At 58.8% G+C, this 22,399-nt stretch carries 22 protein-coding genes; 13 read left to right on the top strand and 9 right to left on the bottom strand.

Going from position 1 to position 22,399, the window contains the following annotated elements; genetic code table 11:
• Positions 1-73: 73 nt before the first annotated feature.
• Positions 74-1,438, top strand: a complete 1,365-nt coding sequence (locus tag HMPREF2943_RS08860; protein WP_070444593.1) for an MFS transporter — start codon at positions 74-76, stop codon at positions 1,436-1,438.
• Positions 1,439-1,661: 223 nt separating this feature from the next.
• Positions 1,662-3,512 (top strand): FAD-binding monooxygenase, encoded by a 1,851-nt coding sequence (locus HMPREF2943_RS08865; protein WP_070444591.1) that lies wholly within the window; start codon positions 1,662-1,664, stop codon positions 3,510-3,512.
• Positions 3,513-3,684: 172 nt separating this feature from the next.
• On the opposite strand, the gene HMPREF2943_RS08870 is transcribed toward HMPREF2943_RS08865, so the two are convergent.
• From HMPREF2943_RS08870 to HMPREF2943_RS08880, 3 genes are read right to left on the bottom strand one after another with little or no spacing between them, the layout of a single operon-like run.
• On the bottom strand, positions 3,685-4,473 hold the full coding sequence (locus HMPREF2943_RS08870) for an ABC transporter ATP-binding protein (protein ID WP_070711366.1): 789 nt from the start codon (positions 4,471-4,473) through the stop codon (positions 3,685-3,687).
• Positions 4,474-4,476: 3 nt separating this feature from the next.
• Positions 4,477-5,334, bottom strand: a complete 858-nt coding sequence (locus HMPREF2943_RS08875; protein ID WP_070711367.1) for an ABC transporter permease — start codon at positions 5,332-5,334, stop codon at positions 4,477-4,479.
• Positions 5,331-6,314 (bottom strand): ABC transporter substrate-binding protein, encoded by a 984-nt coding sequence (locus HMPREF2943_RS08880; protein ID WP_070444585.1) that lies wholly within the window; start codon positions 6,312-6,314, stop codon positions 5,331-5,333. The genes HMPREF2943_RS08875 and HMPREF2943_RS08880 overlap by 4 nt, the downstream gene beginning before the upstream one ends.
• A 432-nt stretch (positions 6,315-6,746) precedes the next feature.
• Between HMPREF2943_RS08880 and HMPREF2943_RS08885 the strand changes: the two genes are divergently transcribed.
• From HMPREF2943_RS08885 to trpA, 6 genes are read left to right on the top strand one after another with little or no spacing between them, the layout of a single operon-like run.
• On the top strand, positions 6,747-8,246 hold the full coding sequence (locus tag HMPREF2943_RS08885) for an anthranilate synthase component 1 (RefSeq protein ID WP_070711368.1): 1,500 nt from the start codon (positions 6,747-6,749) through the stop codon (positions 8,244-8,246).
• Entirely contained in the window at positions 8,243-8,887 is a 645-nt protein-coding gene (locus HMPREF2943_RS08890; RefSeq protein WP_070711369.1) for an anthranilate synthase component II, read from the top strand. Before HMPREF2943_RS08885 ends, HMPREF2943_RS08890 begins: the two co-directional genes overlap by 4 nt.
• On the top strand, positions 8,887-9,924 hold the full coding sequence (gene trpD, locus HMPREF2943_RS08895) for an anthranilate phosphoribosyltransferase (RefSeq protein WP_070711370.1): 1,038 nt from the start codon (positions 8,887-8,889) through the stop codon (positions 9,922-9,924). Before HMPREF2943_RS08890 ends, trpD begins: the two co-directional genes overlap by 1 nt.
• Positions 9,902-11,284, top strand: a complete 1,383-nt coding sequence (gene trpCF / locus HMPREF2943_RS08900; RefSeq protein ID WP_070711371.1) for a bifunctional indole-3-glycerol-phosphate synthase TrpC/phosphoribosylanthranilate isomerase TrpF — start codon at positions 9,902-9,904, stop codon at positions 11,282-11,284. Before trpD ends, trpCF begins: the two co-directional genes overlap by 23 nt.
• Positions 11,285-11,329: 45 nt before the next feature.
• Positions 11,330-12,544 (top strand): tryptophan synthase subunit beta, encoded by a 1,215-nt coding sequence (gene trpB / locus HMPREF2943_RS08905; protein WP_070711372.1) that lies wholly within the window; start codon positions 11,330-11,332, stop codon positions 12,542-12,544.
• Positions 12,544-13,374 carry a tryptophan synthase subunit alpha gene (gene trpA, locus HMPREF2943_RS08910; protein WP_070444573.1) on the top strand — a complete coding sequence of 277 codons (831 nt, stop codon included), beginning with the start codon at positions 12,544-12,546 and terminating at the stop codon, positions 13,372-13,374. The genes trpB and trpA overlap by 1 nt, the downstream gene beginning before the upstream one ends.
• A 291-nt stretch (positions 13,375-13,665) precedes the next feature.
• Here the strand turns inward: trpA and HMPREF2943_RS08915 are convergent, their stop codons facing one another.
• Complete coding sequence (locus HMPREF2943_RS08915; protein ID WP_246817300.1) at positions 13,666-14,871, bottom strand: HNH endonuclease signature motif containing protein; 1,206 nt, start codon at positions 14,869-14,871, stop codon at positions 13,666-13,668.
• Positions 14,872-15,218: 347 nt separating this feature from the next.
• Positions 15,219-16,454, bottom strand: coding sequence for a dicarboxylate/amino acid:cation symporter (locus HMPREF2943_RS08920; RefSeq protein WP_070711374.1), 1,236 nt, complete (start codon positions 16,452-16,454; stop codon positions 15,219-15,221).
• A gap of 157 nt (positions 16,455-16,611) precedes the next feature.
• On the opposite strand from HMPREF2943_RS08920, the gene HMPREF2943_RS08925 reads away from it, so the two are divergent.
• The 5 genes from HMPREF2943_RS08925 to HMPREF2943_RS08945 all read left to right on the top strand — a co-directional run bounded on the left by HMPREF2943_RS08925 (position 16,612) and on the right by HMPREF2943_RS08945 (position 19,297).
• The gene (locus HMPREF2943_RS08925; protein WP_070444569.1) at positions 16,612-17,076 is read left to right on the top strand and encodes an SdpI family protein; all 465 of its coding nucleotides are present in this window, start codon (positions 16,612-16,614) and stop codon (positions 17,074-17,076) included.
• A gap of 223 nt (positions 17,077-17,299) precedes the next feature.
• Entirely contained in the window at positions 17,300-17,524 is a 225-nt protein-coding gene (locus HMPREF2943_RS08930) for a hypothetical protein (protein WP_070711375.1), read from the top strand.
• 51 nt (positions 17,525-17,575) lie between these two features.
• Complete coding sequence (locus HMPREF2943_RS08935; protein WP_070645176.1) at positions 17,576-17,947, top strand: Rieske (2Fe-2S) protein; 372 nt, start codon at positions 17,576-17,578, stop codon at positions 17,945-17,947.
• A 75-nt stretch (positions 17,948-18,022) separates the two neighbouring features.
• Positions 18,023-18,982: a bile acid:sodium symporter family protein gene (locus HMPREF2943_RS08940; protein WP_070444563.1), complete on the top strand. Its 960-nt coding sequence runs from the start codon at positions 18,023-18,025 to the stop codon at positions 18,980-18,982.
• A 6-nt stretch (positions 18,983-18,988) separates the two neighbouring features.
• The gene (locus HMPREF2943_RS08945) at positions 18,989-19,297 is read left to right on the top strand and encodes a hypothetical protein (protein ID WP_070711376.1); all 309 of its coding nucleotides are present in this window, start codon (positions 18,989-18,991) and stop codon (positions 19,295-19,297) included.
• Here the strand turns inward: HMPREF2943_RS08945 and HMPREF2943_RS08950 are convergent.
• Genes HMPREF2943_RS08950 through HMPREF2943_RS08965 form a run of 4 tightly spaced genes read right to left on the bottom strand, consistent with a single transcriptional unit; the run spans position 19,294 to position 22,398 of the window.
• Positions 19,294-19,626, bottom strand: a complete 333-nt coding sequence (locus HMPREF2943_RS08950) for a branched-chain amino acid transporter permease (protein ID WP_070444559.1) — start codon at positions 19,624-19,626, stop codon at positions 19,294-19,296. The two genes, HMPREF2943_RS08945 and HMPREF2943_RS08950, sit on opposite strands and share 4 nt — an antisense overlap.
• A complete protein-coding gene (locus HMPREF2943_RS08955; protein ID WP_070711377.1) occupies positions 19,611-20,327 on the bottom strand; it encodes an AzlC family ABC transporter permease in 717 nt (238 codons plus the stop codon). Before HMPREF2943_RS08955 ends, HMPREF2943_RS08950 begins: the two co-directional genes overlap by 16 nt.
• Before the next feature lie 35 nt (positions 20,328-20,362).
• Entirely contained in the window at positions 20,363-20,962 is a 600-nt protein-coding gene (locus HMPREF2943_RS08960) for a YqgE/AlgH family protein (RefSeq protein WP_070711378.1), read from the bottom strand.
• Positions 20,963-20,964: 2 nt separating this feature from the next.
• On the bottom strand, positions 20,965-22,398 hold the full coding sequence (locus HMPREF2943_RS08965; RefSeq protein WP_070711379.1) for a CCA tRNA nucleotidyltransferase: 1,434 nt from the start codon (positions 22,396-22,398) through the stop codon (positions 20,965-20,967).
• Position 22,399 lies beyond the last annotated feature (1 nt).

Raw genomic sequence — 22,399 nt, forward strand, 5'->3', positions numbered from 1 at the left:
AGCACCACCGCAAGTGGTTCAACTCACACGCTTTTCCGTATATGGCACACCCCATGCCGAAAGGAATCACATCATGTCGCACACAGCTGTCACGCCGACAATTTCGACGGCCGAACGCCGCCGTGTCGTCGCCGCGACGACCATCGGTACCGCTATCGAGTGGTACGACTACTTCCTCTATGCAGCGGTGGCCGGACTCGTGTTCAACCACCTCATGTTCGGCCCGCTCGAAGGTGGCCTGGCCACCATCATCTCCTTCCTGACCGTTGGCTTGTCCTTCCTATTCCGCCCAGTTGGCGCGTTCCTAGCAGGGCACTTCGCCGACCGCTTCGGACGCCGCGTGGTCCTCATGGTCACGCTCATCGCCATGGGCGGTGCGACCACCCTGATTGGTGTTCTGCCAACCTATGAAACCGCCGGCATCTGGGCGCCGATTCTCCTCATCACCTTGCGCATCATCCAAGGCATCTCTGCTGGTGGCGAATGGGGTTCCGCGGTGCTCATGGCGGTGGAACACGCCCCGACTGACAAGCGCGGCCTTTACGGCGCAGGCCCCCAGATCGGCGTGCCCGCCGGCCTGCTGCTCTCCTCCGGCGTGCTGTCCATCATGAACACCATCGCGCCTGGCGACGCCTTCATGGACTGGGGCTGGCGCGTTCCCTTCCTCCTCTCCTTTGCCCTCGTCTTGGTGGGCTACCTCATCCGCATGGGCGTCGACGAGTCCCCAGTATTCGCGGAGATTGCGGAACGCGAAGAGGAAGAAGCCACCAACCCCATTGGCACGCTGTTTAAGAAGTTCACCCCGCTCGTCCTCGTCGCCGCCCTCGTCTTCGCGGGTAACGGCACCGTCGGATACATGACTACGGGCGGCTACATCCAGCGCTACGCCACCGACCCGGAGGGCCCCGTCGCACTCGACCGTGGTGATGTCCTCAACGCCGTGACCGTGTCTGCCTTCTCGTGGGCCTTGACCACCTTGTTCGCCGGCTTCATCTCGGACTACATCGGCCGCCGAAATACCTACCTCCTGGGATTCATCTTGCAGGGCATCGGCGCTGCCGCCCTCTTCCCGCTGGTCAATACCGGAAGCCTCGGTCTCCTCTACGGCGCACTCCTCTTCCTCACCGTGGGCCTGGGCCTGACCTACGGTGCGCAGTCCGCGATGTACGCCGAGCTTTTCCCCGCCTCTATTCGCGCCACCGGCGTCTCCATTACCTATGCCCTCGGCTCGGTCCTGGGCGGCGCCTTCGCCCCCATGATCGCCGCCGCGCTCGTCGAGGCAACTGGTACCACTTTTGCGGTGTCAGGCTACCTCGTATCCGCTTCGATCGTCGGCTTCATCTGCACCTTCATCCTGCGCGAACGCAAGGGGATAGCCCTCGGAGCAGAGCACGAGGCCGAGCAATCCCAGGGTCACTTCATCTTCAGCCCGCGCTAGACGACGCCCCTCCACCCATGCGCTCCCCTTTCTGCACAAGCCATTGTGCGCGGGGAACGCATCATATATGATTCTCATATACGACCCAGCTCACATCCTCTTGACGCCTTGAACTGAGTCACCAACTCAACGAGCGAAGCTCACATAGAAGTGGGGGAGCAGCCGCTACCCCCATCACTCTCTTTGTTCTCGTCAACTACAACCGCTAACTAAGGAGTCCACAGTGCAGTTCCACCACAACGGCTACGTTTCGGAAGATCCCCGCGTGCACGAGCCTGCCGGATACGGCATCGATCGCGTCGCTGAACTTCCGGATGAAATGGACGTTCTCATTGTGGGCTCCGGGCCAGCCGGCATGATCGCCGCAGCGCAGCTGGCCATGTTCCCGGACGTCAATACGCGGATCATCGAGCGCCGCCCACACCGCCTCGAGCTAGGCCAAGCCGATGGAATCCAGTCCCGTTCCGTGGAGACCTTCCAGGCCTTCGGCTTTGCCAAGGAAATTACAGAAGAGGCCTACGAGATCACGGAGATGTCTTTCTGGAACCCGGATCCGCAGGATCGGTCCAAGATCATCCGCGGCGCTCGCCCCATCGACGACGAGCAGGGCATCTCTGAATTCCCCCACCTCATTGTCAACCAGGCCCGCGTGCTGGACTACTTCGCTCGCTATGCGCACCGCGCCCCGGGCCGCATCACTCCGGACTACGGCTGGAACTTCGTCTCCCTTGAGGTAGGGGAGGGCGAATACCCGGTAACGGTCCACCTCGAGGATGTCGACGGCAACCCGCGCGACGTACGCGCCAAGTACGTCGTCGGCTGTGATGGTGCTAAGTCCCGCGTTCGCAAGTCCATCGGCCGCTCGCTCAAGGGCGACCAGGCCAATCACGCATGGGGTGTCATGGATGTCGTGGTTGACACCGACTTCCCGGATTGGCGCACCAAGTGTGCCATTCACTCCCAGGCCGGCTCAATCCTGCACATCCCGCGTGAGGGCGGCTACCTCTGCCGCATCTACGTCGACCTCGGCGTCGTGCCCGAGGATGACAATCACAAGGTCCGCTCCACCCCGATTGAGAAGATCATCGAGAAGGCCAACGAGATCTACTCGCCCTACTTCATCGACGTCAAGATGGTTGCTTGGCACTCCGTCTACGAGGTAGGCCACCGACTCGTCGATGCCTTCGACGATAACGACGAGGACCCGCGCGTCTTCCTTACCGGCGACGCCTGCCACACCCACTCAGCAAAGGCCGGTCAGGGAATGAACGTTTCCATGCAGGATGGCTTCAATATCGGGTGGAAGCTCGGCCACGTCCTCGACGGCCGCGCCCCGAAGGAACTCTTGACCACCTACCACGGCGAGCGTCAGCCAGCTGCTCAGAACCTCATCAACTTCGACCGCGAGTGGTCCACCCTCATGGCCACACCTACCGAAGAGCTTGATGATCCGGAGGCAGTGGAGAAGTACTACGTCGCTGCGGAGGAGTTCGCCGCTGGCATGATGACGCAGTACGAAGACAACCTGATTGTCGGTACAACACAGCACCAGGACCTTGCTACCGGCTTCCCGGTAGGCAAGCGCTTCAAGTCCTTTGAGGTCCTCCGCCGCTGCGATGCTTACCCTCAGCACCTGGGCCACCAGCACACCGCCGATGGCCGCTACCGCATCTACGCCTTTGCCGACGCCCCCAAAGCCGGCGAGAGCTCCACTCTGAGCGAGTGGGCCGAGAAGCTCGGTCCCATCCTGGCCGCGTTCACCCCGGAGGGAGCTGATGAAAATACTTACTTCGACGTGAAGGCTATCTACCAGCAGACCAACCATCACGACTATGAGATTCTTGACGCCCCACTGTTGTTCCGCCCGCGCAACGGCAAGTTCAACATTCCGAATTGGGAGAATGTCTTCAACGCTCTCCCTGGCGACAAGGACATCTTCGATGCCCGCGGAATTTCCCGCGACGGAGCGGTGGTCATCGTTCGCCCGGACCAGTACGTAGGCGCTGTTCTCCCTCTCGATGACCCATCAGCAGTCGAGGACTACTTCTCTTCCGCGCTCATCAAGCTCAAGTAAGCTCCACTCACGTTCAACTAGCTTTACCCTTAGAGGGCCCAGCGTTGTGCTGGGCCCTCTTTTTATGTCACCGTCAAACCTTCACAAAGGTGCTAGACCCACGAACAGAAAGAAACCTAGGTGCTGCCAAACACGACACCTAGGTTTCACGTGAAACAACCACGGAGGAACGCTACTGCAAAAGGGTCCTATCGGACGTAGCGCCCTTAATCTTCGCAAACTCCGCCATGAGATCCTCCACCGTGAGCTTCGCCTTCTGCTCGGCGTCGGCGGAGTAAATGATCTCTCCCTCATGCATCATGATGAGGCGGTTTCCCACCTGCAGCGCCTGTGCCATATTGTGCGTCACCATCAGCGTGGTGAGCTGACCTTGTTCCACGATGCGCTTCGTCAAAGTGGTCACCAGCTCCGCGCGTTGTGGGTCAAGGGCGGCCGTGTGCTCATCAAGAAGCATCACCTTCGGGTTGGTAAAGCCGGCCATGAGCAATGACAGCGCCTGGCGTTGACCGCCGGAGAGCAAGCCCACCTTCGTCCCAAGGCGCTCCTCCAAGCCCAGCTCGAGCGACTCTAGCTGTTCCACAAAGACAGCCCGGCGCGCGGAATTGAGGCCCAGACCGAGTCCGCGCTTCTTGCCGCGCAGATAAGCGAGCGAGAGGTTCTCCTCAATCGTCAGGTTCGGCGCTGTACCTGCCATAGGATCCTGAAAGACGCGCCCGACCTTCCTCGCACGCTTGTGCTCCGGCTGGCTGGTCACATCCTTGTTGTCGATCGAGATTTTCCCAAAATCCGGGGTGAGCCGGCCCGCAATCGAGTTCAGAAGAGTTGACTTTCCCGCACCGTTTGAACCGATAACCGTGACGAAGTCACCGGAGGCAAGCTCCAGGGAGACGTCGCGAAGCGCACGGCGTTCGTTGACTGTCCCCGGAAAGAAGGTCTTTGAGATCTTGTCTATGTTGAGCATGATTTAGGCCTTCCTTTTGCCGCGTACCCGCGTCATGCGAGGCACCAGGAGAGCAACAATAACCAGCAGCGCCGTGATGAGCTTCATGTCATTCGGGTTGAGGCCCACCTGGAGGGCGGCGAAAATAATGAGCCGGTAAATTACGGAGCCCAAGGCCACGGCCACCACGGCCAGCCACAGGCGCGACTGGGGGAGTACCGCCTGGCCCAGGATGACGGAAGCCAGACCAACCAGAATGAGTCCGATGCCCATCGAAATATCGGCGAAACCCTGGTACTGCGCGATGAGCGCACCGCACAGACCCACCAGGCCGTTGGACAGGGCCAAGGTCAGGATTTTGGTGAAATCGGTGGACACGCCAAAGGACGTGATCATCTGCTGATTGTCACCCGTCGCGCGCAACGAGAGTCCCAAGTCCGTGGACAGGAACCACACAATGAGCAAGCAGAGCAGCACCGAACCCACCGCAAGCAGACCCACTCCTGCCCAGGTTCCCATTACCGCGTCCAGAGGAGTAAATACCGAATCTTGCGAGAGCAACGGCACATTGGCGCTTCCCATGATGCGAAGGTTGATGGACCACAGGCCGATCATCGTGAGGATGCCAGCGAGCAGCCCGTCAATGCGGCCCTTCGTATGTAGAAGTCCTGTGATGCAACCCGCCACAAATCCCGTGGCGAAGCCAGCCAACGAGGCCACAAAGGGGTTGACCCCATTCGTAATGAGTACGCCTGCAGTGGCAGCGCCGGTAGTGAAGGAGCCGTCAACTGTCAGATCCGGGAAATCAAGCACACGGAACGTCAGGTAGACGCCCACGGCCATCACCGCATAAATGAGGCCTAGCTCGAGTGCACCAATCACAGCGTCTCAGCCTTGTCTAGGATCTCCTGCGGCACCTCAATGCCCTGTGCCTTCACTGCGTCTTCGTTGATCACGTAGGTGTATTCAGAAGCGGTTTCCACCGGAGTTTCGGCCGGGTCAGCGTCATCCTGCAGGATCCGCAGCGCCATCTCACCGGTCTGGCGGCCCAGCTCCTTGTAGTCGATACCAATGGTGGCTGCAGCACCACCTTCGACGGCACCGGAGTCCGCAGCGATGACCGGGATGGTCTTGTCATTCGCTACCTTGATGAGCGAAGAGATGCCGGAGACGACCATGTTATCGGTCGGAATGTAGATGGCATCGACATCACCCAGTGCCTCCACGGCCTGGGGGATCTCCGTCACGGAGGTCACCGTCTGCGACTTCACTTCAATCCCCTTCGGCTTGGCTGCTTCCGTCAGCTGCTCCACCTGCACCTTGGAATTCACCTCAGCGGAGGAGTAGACGACGCCCACAGATGTGGCGTCTGGGACCAGCTGGCTAATGAGCTCTACCTGCTCCTCGATGGGGGCGGCGTCGGAGGTACCAGTGACGTTCTTGCCCGGCTTATCCAGCGACTCCACGAGCTCCGCCTCCACGGGGTCCGTCACCGCAGTGAACAGCAAAGGCTTGTCCTTGATGGACTTGCTCATTGCCTGACCGGCTGGGGTAGCGATGGCCAGGTAGAGATCGTGGTTAGCGTTCGCCATCTGCTGAGAGATGGACACCGCGGTGCCTTGCTCGCCATTGGCGTTCTGAACATCCCAATCCACGTCCACGCCCGCCTCCTCGAAGGCTTCTTGGAAGCCTTCTGCGGCGGCGTCGAGGGAGGGGTGCTGAACCAGCTGATTAATTCCGATGGTGTAGGAGTCTCCGCCTCCGGAATCCCCGCTGGCGCTTTCCGACGACGAGGAGCAGCCCACGAGGGCAACAGTGCTCAGAGCGATAGCTGAGAGAGCAGCAGCAGTTTTAGAGAACATAGTGGTCCTTTTCTACTCAAGAGTGACAGTAGTGACCGTTATTTAATCCTCTTTTCACCCTTTTAAGCAGCAGTTTTATGAATATTTTTCCCGCGCGGGGGTACTATTAGTCCTACAAAAGCTATAGGCCTACAGTTTTAGAGTGTTACATCACACACTCTAGCTGCATGTTTCCTATATCACTTGCAGTTCCATGGCCCCGTACCACCATGAGGCCACGGGGGTACCCGAATGACCTTTATCTGTACGGCGGAAGGTATCGGTGTTAGAGTCAGTGATGTGAAGAACACATCTAACCTTTGGTGGTGGCGCGCGTAACCCGCGGGCCTCGTTGTTCTCCCATATTTTAGGCCCGCAGCTGCGGGCTTTTCGGCGTTTTGCTCTCTTGCGAAGCTCGCGGCAGCACTCACTATCGTTAAAGAAAGACACAGGATGCCGTATACAGCCCAACGCGAGGTCAGGTACATACCGGACGCCAGCGCGCTCTTTTATGCCCTCGCCACTCCGCAGGATTCCCTGCTCTTAGAGTCCGCCGACATCGAGTCCAAGAAGAACCTCACCTGCATCGCCATCACCAAGGCGGCACTCAAGGTGGTGTGCCGCGGCCAGGAAGTCACCGCAACGGCCTTAACTCCGTCCGGGCACCTACTCTTAGATGAACTTCGTCAGGACTTCCGCTCCAGGATGAGCCAGAACGGTGAGGGCAGCGCCACCTTTAGCTTCGAGCTCTCAACCGAGCACGATGAGCGCGCCCGCCTCCGCGCCACCTCAACTGCAGATATCCTGCGCACACTGCAGTTTAGCCAGCTCTATTCCGGCGAGTCGCTGCCTTTCCTTGGTGGGGGATTCGCCTTCGACTATGTCGATACCTTCGAGGCACTGCCGCCGGTTCCTGATGGCCCTAACGAATACCCCGACTATGAATTTCTGGTAGCCGAGCACGTCCTCACGGTGGACCACCTGACGGAGACCGCGAAAATAGAGGGATGGGGCGTCGACAAGCACGCGCTCGAAGAAGAGCTGGACCGGGCCGTTGTCACCGTACCTATTACTCCAGAAGCCCCGGCACCGCGCGAGACCATTCGCGCACGCGCTTCCATTGATGACGCCGCTTTCCGCCGCCACGTCGAGCGCCTCCAAGACAACGTACATGCAGGCGATATCTATCAGGTCGTGCCCTCCCGCGCGTTCAGCCTCGACTGCCCGGATGCCTTTGCCGCCTACCGCACGCTGCGAGAGACCAACCCCTCGCCGTATATGTTCTACCTGCGCGGTACCGAGCACGAGCTTTTCGGCGCTTCCCCCGAATCCAACCTGAAGTACACGGCCGCTGACCGGCAGGTGCAGCTCTACCCGGTCGCCGGCACCCGCCCGCGTGGTGCGACCCACGAGCTGGACATCCGCAACGAACTCGAGATGCGCACCGACTCCAAAGAGGTCTCGGAGCACATCATGCTGGTTGACTTAGCGCGCAATGACCTTGCCCGCGTCGCCGTCCCCGGCACCAGAAAGGTCGCCGACCTGCTCCAAGTGGACCGCTATTCCCGCGTGATGCACTTGGTCTCCCGCGTCGTCGCGACGCTGCACGAGGATTTCGACGCCCTCGACGCCTACCGAGCCTGCATGAACATGGGAACGCTGACCGGCGCACCGAAGCTGCGTGCCATGGAACTCATCCGTGAGACCGAAGGCACTCGCCGCGGATCCTTCGGGGGTGCTATCGGATACCTGCGCGGCGATGGATCCATGGACAACTGCATTGTCATCCGTTCCGCCTACGTCAAAGACGGCACGGCCGTTGTCCAGGCCGGCGCCGGAGTCGTGCGCGATTCCATCCCGCAATCCGAGGCCGACGAAACGGTCCACAAGGCCTACGCGGTGCTCAGTGCCATCGCCCAGGCACACAACGCTTCCCTGGAGGTCATCCGATGAAGCCACACGTCGTCCTCATTGATAACCACGATTCCTTCGTCTACAACCTCGTCGACGCGCTCGCCGGCTACAACACCACCGTTTTCCGCAACACCGTGCCGGTGGAGGAGGTCCTTGCCGCCCAGCCCGACATCATCATCCTTTCGCCCGGCCCCGGTCATCCCCGCGACGCCGGATCGATGATGCAGCTTGTCGACGCCTCCCTCGGCCGCATCCCCATCCTTGGCATCTGCCTGGGCTTCCAGGCGCTGCTCGAGCATTGCGGCGGCAGGGTTGAAGCCTGCGGTCCGGTGCACGGTTCCTCTGTTCCCACGACGCTAACCGACGCTGGCGCGAAGCACCCGCTCTTCCAAGGGCTCACTACTGATTCCGAGCCAGATAACCCGAACTACGTGGGCCGCCTCGTCCCCGTTGCGCGCTATCACTCCTTGGGCTGCGCGAACATTCCCGCCCAGATGCGCAGCCTCGCGGAGACCGAGACCAATATCGGCCCTGTCACCATGGCGGCGGAAACTCTCGACGGTATGGCCCTCGGCCTGCAGTTCCACCCCGAGTCTGTCCTCACGCCGACGGGACCCATCATCATCGAACGCTGTATCAAACAACTTTCCTCTCTCCCCACTATGGAAGGAGCCAAGTAATGACTAATAACCACGCCCTCAAGACACTGCAGGAATTCCTCGACATTTCACATCCAACGCTCGAGCAAGCTATCGAGGTCTTTACCCCACTGACAGTAGGGGAGTACGACGACATTCATATCGCCGCTCTCCTTACCCACATCCGTACTCGCGGCGAAACCTTCGCCGATGTCGCCGGCGCGGCGCGCGCCTTCCTCAATGCCGGGCGTCCCTTCCCAGTCACCGGAAAGGGGCTCATGGACACCGCAGGGACCGGTGGCGATGGCGCTAACACCATCAACGTCACCACCGGCGCATCTCTCGTCGCCTCCGCCGGCGGGGTCAAGATGGTCAAGCACGGCAACCGTTCCGTATCTTCCAAGTCGGGTTCCGCCGACGTCCTTGAGGCCCTCGGCATCCCGCTCGACCTCGATCCGGACCGCGCGGTCCGCCAACTCGAAGCCTCGAATTTCACGTTCCTCTTCGCTCCTGCGTATAACCCGGCAGTTGCTCACGTGCAACCGGTACGCAAGGGACTCGGAATTTCAACCCTCTTCAACACCATGGGTCCGCTGCTCAGCCCGGGCCGCCCAGAGTTCCAGATCATGGGCATCGCCAATCCCGAGCAGGGCCAGCTCATCGCTGAAGTATTCAAGGATCTTGGCCGCACGCGCGCGCTCGTCGTCCACGGCGCGGGTACCGATGAGATTGCCGTCCACGGCACCACCCAGGTCTGGGAGCTTCGCGACGGCTCCATTAGCCACTACGAGCTCACCCCGGAGGACCTCGGCATCTCCCGCCACGAGCTCTCCGACCTCGCCGGCGGCAACGGTGAAGAAAACGCAAGGGCCCTCCGGGCGGTCTTCGCCGGTACCGGCAAGCCTGCCCACTACGACGCGATCGCCGCCACCGCCGGCGCAATGTTCTATCTCAATGGCACTACCGATTCCATCCACGAGGGCGTCGCGCATGCCGACCAACTCATTAAGGATGGAACCGTCGCCGCATGGCTGAAGAAGCACGAGGAGGCGAACTATGGCTCTGCCGACCGTGCTTGAGGGGATCGTCGCCAAGCGCCGCACGCATCTGCCCGCAATCCGTGAGCGCCTGGCACACGTTGATTTAGCTGCTCTCCCGCGCTCAGAACGTTCCTTCTACGATGCACTCAACGGCACCAACCGTTTCATCATGGAGTGCAAGTCCGCCTCGCCATCACTGGGGCTCATTCGGGAACACTATGAACCTGGGGCCATCGCTCGCGTGTATTCGCGCTACGCCTCAGCCATTTCGGTGCTGTGCGAACCGGATCGTTTTGGTGGCGACTACGACCATCTGCAGACTGTGGCGCTATCCACGCACCTGCCCGTCTTGTGCAAGGACTTCATCGTTGACCCGATCCAGGTTTATGCCGCGCGCCATTTCGGCGCCGACGCCATTTTGCTCATGATGTCGATCGTCGATGACGACACCTACGCAGAACTCAAGCAGCTCGCGGATTCCCTTGGACTTGATGTCCTTACCGAAGCAATCACCGAGGAGGAAGTCGCCCGCGCCACTTCCTTTGGCATCGATGTCATCGGAATTAACAACCGCAACCTCCACGACCTCAGCATTGATCTCACACGCTCCGAGCGCCTTTCACACCACGTCCCGTCTGGCAAGGTCATCGTGTCGGAGTCCGGTATTCGCGATAACCAGACCGTTCGCCGCCTGGGATCTCACGCCAATGCTTTCCTCGTTGGCTCTCAGCTCACCGGCGCACCGGACATCGACCGCGCCGCCCGTGAACTCGTCTATGGGCACAACAAAGTTTGCGGTCTTACTACGTGGTCTGCGGCCCAAGCCGCCCGCGCCGCCGGCGCGATCTACGGTGGTCTCATCTTCGAAGAGGAATCACCGCGCAATGTTTCACGTGAAACTGCACTCGATATCATCGCTCATGAGCCCGACCTCAGCTATGTCGCGGTCTCACGCCGCACTGCGGGTTGGGAGGAGTTGGCCATCGATGGGATCTCCGCCTTGCAGATCCACGCGCCTTACCAGGGGAGCACAGAGGCCGAACTCGAACTCATTGAGTCCGTCCGCGCAGTAGCGGGGGAGCGCCAGGTGTGGCGCGCCATCGATATGACTGCACCCCATGGCCCCACCCTTGCCGCTGCGCTTGCCAACGCCGCCGACATGCTCATCCTCGACTCGGGCGCCGGCGGCACCGGTACCTCCTTCGACTGGACAACTGTCCCGGACGAGGTCAAAGCAAAGTCACTTCTTGCTGGGGGCCTGAATCCAGAGAACCTCACCCAGGCGCTTCGCGTCGGCACCGCCGGATTGGACATCAATTCAGGGGTCGAAGTGAACGGTCGAAAAGACAGTGCACTCATCGCTCAGGCCTTCCATATCATTCGTCACTTTACGTATTAATCCCCAACCCGAGCCCTAGCAACAGCCCGAGACAAAAGGACTATCATGACCAACGATCAGGACACCAGGGAGACCATTCTTCCCGCCTACTTCGGTGAGTTTGGCGGACAATTTGTTCCCGAATCACTCATCCCAGCACTCGACCAGCTCGAGGACGCCTTCGTCGACGCCCAGAATGACCCGGCCTTCCGCAAGGAACTTGCCGGCTACCTACGGGACTACCTGGGCCGCCCCACGCCGCTCACCGAAGCGACCAAACTTGGCGGAAAGGCACGCATCTTCCTCAAGCGTGAGGACCTCGTGCACGGTGGCGCTCACAAGACCAACCAGGTCATCGGCCAAGCACTCTTGGCTAAGCGCATGGGCAAGACGCGCATCATTGCCGAAACCGGCGCTGGCCAGCATGGCACCGCGACCGCCCTCGCCTGCGCTCTGCTCGACCTCGACTGTGTGATCTACATGGGTGCCAAGGACGTCGAGCGGCAGCAACCCAACGTCTACCGCATGGAACTCATGGGCGCCAAGGTGATTCCCGTGGATTCCGGCTCCGGAACCCTCAAGGATGCAGTCAACGAAGCTCTCCGCGACTGGACCGCCACCTTCCACGAATCCCATTACCTCCTCGGCACCGCAGCGGGACCGCATCCCTTCCCAACGATCGTCCGCGAGTTCCACAAAGTGATTTCCGAGGAAGCCAAGGCTCAAATGCTGGAGCGCACGGGCGGGCTACCGGATGTGGTCGTCGCCTGTGTCGGTGGCGGCTCTAACGCCATTGGCATGTTCGCGGACTTTATCGACGAAGAATCTGTCGAACTCGTCGGCGCTGAGCCTGGGGGAGAAGGACTCGATTCCGGGCACCATGGCGCCACTATCAATAACGGAACCATCGGAATTCTCCATGGCGCCCGCTCCTACCTCATGCGCAATGCCGACGGACAGGTAGAGGAATCCTATTCCATTTCGGCCGGACTCGACTACCCGGGCGTGGGCCCACAGCACGCCCACCTCGCACAGACCGGCCGAGCCACATATGTCGGCATCACCGACGCCGAGGCCCTCGAAGCTTTTCAGCTCCTCAGCCGCCGCGAAGGCATTATCCCCGCCCTCGAATCCTCGCACGCCCTGGCCTATGCGTTGAAACGCAAAGATGAAGACATCACCATTCTCGTTTCTCTTTCCGGGCGCGGTGACAAGGACATCGATCACGTCCGCCGCACGCTCGACGCGCACCCCGAATTCAAGATCACGGAGGACAAATAATGAGCCGCTACGAGAAACTCTTCTCCAGTCTCGCCGCCCGCAATGAAGGGGCTTTTGTCCCTTTCATCATGCTGAGCGATCCCGACCCAGAAACCGCCCTCACCATCGTTCGCGCGGCCGTCGCCGGTGGTGCTGACGCGCTCGAACTCGGCGTTCCCTTCTCAGATCCGGTCGCCGACGGTCCCACGATCCAGGCCTCACACATCCGCGCCCTCGCAGGCGGCGCGACGGTAGATTCTGCCATCGAGCAAATCCGCACAATTCGAAGCGAGTTCCCAGACCTGCCCATCGGCATGCTCATCTACGGCAACGTCCCCTTCACTCGGGGGCTAGAAACCTTCTATGCCGAGTTCCAAGAGGCCGGCGCCGATAGCATTTTGCTTCCCGACGTCCCCGTTCGCGAAGGCGCCCCCTTCGTCGACGCAGCCGACCGAGCAGGAATCGATCCCATCTTCATCGCACCCGCACAAGCCTCCGGGAAGACCCTCGAGGGCGTAGCGAAGTACTCCAAAGGCTACATCTACGCGATCTCGCGCGACGGCGTCACCGGCACCGAGAAGGAATCGGAGACGCGCGGGCTCGATGAAGTAGTGAGCAACGTGAAGCGTTTTGGTGGGGCACCGATTCTCCTCGGCTTCGGAATTTCGACTCCCCAACACGTCGCGGACGCTATCGACGCCGGTGCAGCCGGCGCGATTACAGGATCCGCGTTAACAAAGATCGTTGACGCACACCTTGACGAAGATAATCGACCCACCGAGATGCTCGCTGCTGCAGTTACCGACTTTGTCTCGAAGATGAAAGCTGCCACTAAGCCCACCGAGCCCTAGTCAGGCCTCATCTGCACTTTGCCGGGTAGCGTTTCGGGCAACGATAGCTAAAAGTGAGATGTCTAGCGACCTAGAGCAGTCCGCCTCCCGACGGCCTCTTTCATCACGCTGCGCGCCACCGCGCACCCCGATGGAAGGGGCCGTTTCACGTGAAACCGTGCCCTAACCGAGTGCACAGGCGGTGAGCCTATCGGTATCGAAATAAGCGACGGCCAATAAACCTCAGTCCACCTTCCCCATATGACTCCTTAATTCTCTGTGAGCTTCTCGATGCTTTCGCAGGCTAAGTGCTTAGAAGGGGATATCGTCGTACCCATTCGAGTAGCGTTCCGCAGGGTCCGTCTTGTCGAATATTTCGACCATCTCTCCGCCGTCCATCTCAACTTTCAAAGCTTGCGCCTCTTCGTGCATCTTGCGACGGTGCGCAACCACATCTTCCGCAATGGTCCGGGCCCACACCTTCGAGGCTGGTGCCAACGGGCCGGTTGCCTCAGTTACGGCCCAAGTTCCGTCCTCGTACAACCACACAACGTCACCAGTAACCGGGTCCAGGATGTAGAACGCCCGTCCATCTGTTTTCATGTTGTGGTGATGCTGGCAAAGAGCAACCAAGTTTGATGCATGCGTTGGGCCGCCATCGGAATAGTTAATCCGGTGGTCCAGCTGACATGTCCATGCCGGACGATTACATCCGGGCGCACGACAGGTACCATCGCGCCCCTCGACATACTTTCGGGTAAATTCAGAAGGCTGATAGCCATCGCACGGTCCTGGAGCTTCACTAAAGTCCCGCGTCACTGTTTTCGACGCTGGAACCCCCTCGCCGGTCCACCCATGTCCCTGAACGTAGACTGGAGCCCCCTCCACGTCAGTAGCTTTGTATTCATGTACGACGACCTTTCCCGCCTCAGGCTGAATTTTGCCCGTAATGAGTAGAATCAAGGCATCCGCCATTGAAACGTCATGCTCTTTGGCGGCAAGCTTAATAGTCTCGTGGATTACGACGCCGACCTTGCTGTCCACCTCAAGCTCAATCGACGCACGCTCTCCCCGAGTAAGAAGCGAGTAGCGATTCTTTTTCCGCTTGTCCCGGAACTCGATTGAATCATCCAAGACTTTGGCGATGTCTCGCACTTTTCGCCGAATCTTTTCAGCACTGGGGAAGACCTGGTTCGGTTTAGTCGGCGTTAGCCACGCCGAAAGTTGACTGTCAATTTCGGCGACCACCGATGAGAGAGGGTTCCCGAGTTTTGCCATTACCTGATCGATAGCGACCAGGGCTTGCATATCGAGCAAGAACTCAGCATCTTGCAGAACCTTTACTTTCGGCAACTCACTGAGACGGATTAATCCCATGACATTCCGCGCCACATGCGCAGGAGACTTTCCTGCCTTTTGCCCTATACGCAAAAAGGCAGTATCTGAATCGGCATCGAGCGGCGGTTGGACACTAGACCAAAACTCGTACTCTATTCTCCGCATGAGTTGGCCCGCCATGCATTCTGGATCGTGCGGGTTTGAGTGAGAAAAGTACGCAGTAGGTACTGACGTTGAAGAGTTTGTTGTGGTTCCCACGGGTAGCTGCACCCCTAAAGTAGCCGAACAATTACGTTCCCCACTCCCACCTATAGAATACATGTTCTATAGGTTTCCCGCAAGAGTTGCTTTATTTTTTCACCGAGGCCTTTGATGGCAAAGTGCGCAATCAGTAGACCACGAAGTTTTCGCCAAAATAAACAAAATCCCCCTCCCAGAGCCAGAGTCCGAGTTAGCGATCTAGACGTATAGACCAGGGATGGAAAGCAGGCTAGGGAGGGGGAAACATCCAGCGTTTCACGTGAAACTTATGCCGTTGCGGGCTCCTCGTCGGCAGCCGCAGCGTCTGACTCAGCCTCTAGGCCGTCAATCTTGTCCCGCGCGAAACGATCGACGATCATCGCAATGGCGCCGTCGCCAGTAACGTTTGCTGCAGTACCAACGGAGTCGATTGCAATATAGGCGGCGATCATCAACGCCACCATCGAATCATCAAAGCCCATATTGGCCTGCAACAAGCCGACCGCGACCATAACAGCACCACCCGGAACGCCGGGGGCGGCGATCATCATGATGCCAAGCAACAGAATGAATCCCAAGGCCTTACCCAGGTCAGCTTCCATACCATCTGCCATAAACACGATCGCGAAAGCGTATAGCGTCAGCTTTATCATCGAACCGGAAAGATGAATGGTCGCACAGAGAGGGATGACAAAGCCGGCTACGGGCTTGGAAATACCATTCTTCAAAGTGGCGTCCAAAGTGACCGGAATCGAAGCCGCAGAAGAAGAAGTACCCAGCGCGGTAAAGTAGGCCGGTGCCATGTTCTTCAATGCGCTGAATGGATTCTTACCTGCAATGGCACCTGCAATGACGTACTGGAGCACAAGGTAAACCAAGGTCATAACGACTGCAAGCAGAAGAACCTTCGTGAAGGCGACCAACACCGTTCCGATATTCCCGTTCATACCTAGGGAAAGGAACATGCCAAAGATGTAGAACGGCAGAAGTGGGATAACGAATCCCCAGATCACCTTGATGACAACATTCTCGAATTCCTTAGTGATCGCGTATAGGTTGTCAGATTTCACGGTGGTCATGGCCACGCCGATACAGAAGGACAGCAATAGAGCTGTCATCACCTCAAAAGGTGCAGGCATTTCGACGGTGAAGTAGGGTTCGAGAGCACCGGCATCAATGTCGGCGACGTCCGTATTAAGCGTTTGTCCACCCAGCAAAGTGGGGTAGAGGGCCTGGGTCAGGCCATAAGCGACAAGGCCCGCCACAATAGTTGAGCCATAAGCGATGCCTGCAGTAATACCCAGCCACTTACCGGCGCCCCGTCCAAGGCCTGCAATTGCAGGGGCAACAAGGGCGAGAATAAGAACGGGGATGAAGAAGCCAAGGAAGTTTGAAAACAGGCCGTTGTATGTGGCGAAGGCCCTTCCGAACCACTCCGGGGCAAACTGGCTAACGATGATGCCCAAAACTATCGCGACGATAATCTTGAACAACAGAGAGTTGAGAACACTCTTGAATGTCATGATTGAGTCTTTTCTATGGTTGCTACCATGTCGGTTTTCTCGCTCGATGATAAGTACATTAATATCTACCAAGCGACACGAAATGTATATTACAGCAGGATGCGAATAATTTGAACCGGCTTTCTCGCCAGCTAGGAAGCCGGATAGACTAAGGGGCATGCTCGTAGTCGGAATCATTTTCCTCATCTTGGCCGCGGTACTTATTGTCGTCGGTGGCCTTGCCACGCTCCGCAAGCTTCCTGGAAATAGCGTCGTTGGCTTACGTCTCGCGGAAATCCGCACATCTAGAGAAGCCTGGGATAATGCCCATGCTGTCGCGGGCCCGTTCTGGTTCTTGGGCGGCGTCGCTTTAGTATTCGGTGGCATCATCGCATTGCGCGCGGAGGGATGGATGTGGCTTATCCCCGCGCTCACCTTCGTCGTGGCAATCCTCGCGCTATCCATCGGTTCAAACATGGGCGCCCGTGCCTCGTACCTGTGGAACCAGGCGCACAAAGGGGACGAAGGCTGCGGTGATTCCTGCAATTGCGGCGATGGCGGGTGCGGGGGAGAAGCGCCGACTGTCGACGTCTCCGCGGCCCGCGCAGCTGCGGCACGCGCCGATAACGTGGACAAGAATTAACACCTACTTTAAAGCACAGTGGCGTAATCAATCGGTACAAATAACCACCACACACTTTTCGTCACATTCAAATAAATACATTGCTCCGCCAACCATGGAATCCCCCACCATTGGCGGAGCCCTTTTCTTTATCCTGTACCAACACTGAGAAGTGTGCACCAACACCATGGGAGAGCGAGGCGGTGCCGTGACAAGACACGATCTTCGGCGCACCATGGATCCCATGAACAAAGTTACAAACATCCGCACGTTTCGAATCATCGCTGCCGCCGCGCTCAGCCTCAGCATTCTAGGGGCAGGGGCTACTTATGCGCTTTCTAGCGATAACCGCACCGGGCACACCATAGCCGGAACAATCTATAGCGATGTCGGCACAAACTACGGTGCCTATGATTTCAGCGGCAGTAGGGAAGACGAGCTCCCCGTGTGGGATGGCAAACTCAGCTAGCTGCCCACCATCCTCCAGAACACACTCCATCAATCAGATAGAGTAATCAGCATGACAACATGTTCACGCCGTCTCTTCCTGCTTGGTACCGCCACCACTTTTGCCGGGGCTTACCTCGCCGCTTGCGGCAAGGAGCCTTCCGCAGAGATCGCTGCGACAGAAATTCCCGTCGGCTCAGCCATCATTGTGGACAAGGTGATTTTCGCTCAACCCACTGAAGGGGAGTTCAAGGCATACTCCCAGACCTGCCCACACCAGGGCTCCCTCATTACAAAGATTGAAGGCATGACTGCCACCTGCACTAGCCACTACTCCAGCTTTGACCTCAGCAGTGGTGAAGTTACCGGCGGACCCAGCCCCAAACCGCTTACAGAGTACGGCGTAGAAAACAACGGTGGAACAATCAAAAACGTCTCCGCCTAGAGGCTATCCCCGGGGACGCAGGGGCTTGAAAAGATGTTTCACGTGAAACCGTGAGGGGCGTCTAGACTCTCTTCTATGATTGAGCGCCTTAAAAGACTCGACCCCCTCATCATCCTCATCCTCTTCGCCGTCGCAATCGCTATCGTTTTTCCCGCACGCGGAAGCTTTGCAGACGGCTTCGATGTCCTCACGAATATCGCGATCGCCCTTCTCTTCTTTCTTTACGGCGCGCGGCTCTCAACGCGAGAAGCCATCAACGGTATCAAACACTGGAAGCTCCATCTCACCATCCTGGTGTTTACCTTCGTGGTCTACCCAATCATCGGCCTCGCACTCCGCCCACTCACCGCGTTCATTCCAAACGATCTTTACTTGGGAATCCTCTACCTCACGCTCGTACCGTCCACGGTGCAATCATCGGTAGCCTTTACCTCAATCGCCCGAGGAAATGTTCCTGGAGCAATCGTCTCTGCGTCTGCATCAAACCTCGCTGGAGTTCTGCTTACGCCATTGCTGGTCATGGCACTCATGGGCGCGGGAGACGGCATCCATATCGATAGCTCAGTTTTCCTTGAGATTTCTGTCCTTTTGCTCCTACCTTTCGTGCTCGGCCAGCTCACCAGAAAATGGGTAGGACAACTCGCAGCGAGCAAGGCCACGAAAGTGGTGGACCGTGGCTCCATTGCCATGGTGGTGTATGCGGCCTTTTCGAAAGGAATGATCGACGGGATCTGGGCGACGATTAGCATATGGCAAATTCTTTTTCAGATTGTGTTCTCCACCGCATTCGTTTTCTTCATGCTGTGGTTGACCAAGGTCGTGAGTAAAAAGTTGGGATTCAGCAGGGAAGACATCATCACTATCCAATTCTGTGGTTCGAAGAAATCCCTGGCCACAGGCCTTCCCATGGCCTCGGTTATTTTTGCCTCCGGTGGTACCTCCTTGGGACTGCTCATCCTCCCGCTCATGATCTACCACCAGGTGCAGTTGATGATCTGCGCGTCTATGGCGGCTCGCTATGCGCGGGTAGAGTGAGAGCACATGAAAAAGCTTTATGTTCGCACCACCATGACTGTTCCTGAGGTCGGCACTGCCATTCACATCGCGGAGCTGGAGGAAATTAACGGCGAGGCCTGCACCATGCTGCGCATGATTGCCCTCGCACCGAATGACGCCATCGTCGGTGCCGCCACGCCAACCGCCTCAGTGGGTGACGCCAACATCCCACAGAGCGTGGTCCCACACCCCGATACCTACAACAAGTACCCCGACATCGACGCCGAGCTTATCGACGCCTTCCAGTTCCACTCCCTGTGGACCGAGGCCATCGCCCTGTACGGGGACTTTTAAAGCACCAGGTTCACTAACACCATGTACACGGCCGTGCCACCGAAGATGGACAAGCCCGAGTTCCGGCGCCACAGGTGCAATACTGCGGTAACCGCTGCGCCGACGAGGGGAGGTATTAGGCTTCCCGTGTCCTGGATCTGACCAAACAAGGTATAGACCACAAGCACCGTCATCACACCCACGGGCATGGTGAATCCCAACATGCTGATGAACTGGCTTCCTTTAAGCGCTTTGACGAACCCGAAGGGCAGCCAACGCAAGAGGACGGTGACTATCCCGACGGGGATCAAAACGGCGAAAATGCTACCGAGGGTTACTCCGTCTGGCATGTCGGCTCCCTCCGCAGAATCAGCGCATTGTCGATACGCGGAGAGAAGTAGCGCACCACCAAGACCACAAAGTAGGCACTCAGCGCCACCATGAGCAGCTGACCGGGAAATAGAAAGCTGGCGAGGATTCCCAGGGCCGCCGCTGACAGGGGAAGGGAGTAATCCTTGTTGTTCTGAAAAGAATCAATCGCGAGCACAATAAACAGGGCAACTAGGGCAAACTCCAACCCCTTCACCGAAGGAGGAATGGCCTGGCCTGCCACCGCACCAATGATCCCGGAACCGACCCATAGGACTTGGCAGTACAGCTGCACGCTAAAAACAAACACGCCACTTGGACGCGAGTTACGGGGGAGGGCCAAGAGCACGGCATAGGATTCGTCGGTAAGCGCGTACGTCGAATAAGCGCGGCCGAGGCGGCTCGAAATCTCATCGCGCGGAAAGGTCAGCCCGTAGAAGATGTGCCGGAAGTTGACCATGAAACCCGTCAGCGCGGCTACGGCGGGCGTCACGCCGCCGGTAACCATGGAAATGGCGAGGAATTCCATCGAGCCAGCGTAAATAATGATGGAAAAGATAGGGGTCCACCACCAGTCAAAACCGGTCTGGACCATGAGCACGCCGAAGGCGAGGCCCAACGGCACCACCCCGACGGCGATGGGCATGCAGGTCCGTATTGCCTTGATGATCTCCGCACGCATGGCAGAGATGTTAGCGCAGAAGAAAAGGACGAGCGCTAATTATCTTCATCGATATAGCGCGGGAAAGTGGCGAACAACGGAAGGGGCATGGCCTGCCTGCGCATGACATCCGACCACGTATCCGTTGACCCCGAGGAAACCACGTCCTGAGGCAGGGCAGGGGCCACGTACCACTCACCGCGGTCAATTTCCTCATCCAATTCGCCAGGACCCCACTCGAAGTGACCGGCGAAAAGACGCATACCCTCTACTAATTCGGTGACGGCATCCGAACCGACCCGCAAATCTACGAGAGCCACGCGCGGGGCGAGGCGGCTCAGCGCCGGCTGCTCCTCAATGGTCACGCCCTGTTTCGTCAGCGCCACACCAATGGCCGCCTGCTGATTGTGCGGACCGCCGATGTAGAGGGCCTGCGGCTTAGCAACCACTGGTAGCCACTCCGGCATGACATTGAAAACAGCGACTTCGGAGCGCTTAGTCAGGTCCACACCATAGGTCCGCCCCGCATGCTGCTCGATGATAAGGATGACGGAGCGATTGTAATGGGGCGCGAGGACGTCGGGAGCCGCCACAAGGAGCTGGCCAGGGGCGGGATCGTTGCGCTCGAGGGCGTTGAAAAGTCTGTCTGCGTACATCCCTATCTAGAATTCCACCACTCGCGCAGCTTCGCAATAGCAACCTCGCGCTCCAGCGGGCCTTCCTCGAGGCGCAGCTCCTTGAGATAAGACCAGGCCTTGCCTACCTCGGGACCAGGTTCAAGGCCGAGGATCTCCATGATCTCGTTGCCATCGAGATCTGGGCGCACGCGCGCCAAGTCTTCCTTGGCCGCGATATCCGCGATGCGTTCCTCCAGCTGGTCATATGTGCGTTGGAGGCGGCGGGCCTTGCGCTCATTGCGGGTAGTGCAGTCTGCGCGCACAAGCTTGTGCAGACGCGGGAGTAGATCACCGGCATCGGTGACGTAGCGGCGCACAGCAGAATCGGTCCACTGGCCATCGCCGAAACCGTGGAAGCGCATGTGCAGGTAGACCAGCTGGCCGATGTCCTCGGTCGTAGCCTTGGGGAACTTCAGCTTGCGCAGGCGCTTGCGGGTGAGCTTCGCGCCCACTACCTCGTGATGGTGGAAGGTGACCTTGCCGTCGGTGGTGTCGCGGGTATCCGGCTTGCCAATGTCATGGAGCAGCGCCGCCCACCGCAGAATCAGGTCGGGGCCGTCCTCTTCCTGCTCCATGGCCTGGCGCAGTACTGTCAGCGAGTGCGCGTACACGTCCTTGTGCTGCGCGTGCTCGTCGGGGGCCATGCGCAACGCCGGGATCTCCGGAAAAATATAATCCGCAATACCGGAGTCAACGAGCAGGTCAATGCCCTTCCACGGCGCGACACCGCAGATGAGCTTATTGAGCTCCACCTGTACGCGCTCTACGGTGATGCGCTGGATTTCAGCAGCCATGTCGATCATGGCGCCGCGCACGCGCTGGGCGACGTCAAACTCCAACTGCGCCGCAAACCGCGCAGCACGAAGCATGCGCAGGGGATCATCGTGGAAAGAAATCTCCGGCGCATCCGGGGTATCGAGGATGCGGTTCGCTAGGTCCGCGAGTCCGCCCATCGGACCGTGGAATTCACGGGTGCCGTCCGGGCGCAGCTCGATGGCCATGGCGTTGACCTTGAAATCGCGGCGCACGAGATCGCCCTCGAGGGTATCGCCGTACATGACCTCGGGGTTTCGGGACTGCCCGTCATAACTATCGGAACGGAAGGTCGTGATCTCAATCTGCTGGCCCTTATAAGCCGCCGAGACCGTACCGAAGTCAATGCCGGTATCCCACACGGTCTCCGCCCACTCTTCAAGAATGGAATAGACCACGTCGGGCCGAGCCGGAGTGGTGAAGTCGAGATCGTTGCCCAAACGGCCAAGTAAGGCATCGCGGACGGAGCCGCCGACGAGGTAGAGGGGGGCGTCGTGAAGCGCAAAGCGCTCCACCAGGCCGCTTAAGAGGCCACTGAGCCGGCTGACGGTAGCGTCAGCGCGGGCAAGAACGCCGATTAGCTGAGTGTCCTGAAAATTCACG

Origin of the sequence: Corynebacterium sp. HMSC072D12 (assembly GCF_001813925.1) — a bacterium.
Taxonomy (GTDB): domain Bacteria; phylum Actinomycetota; class Actinomycetes; order Mycobacteriales; family Mycobacteriaceae; genus Corynebacterium; species Corynebacterium aurimucosum.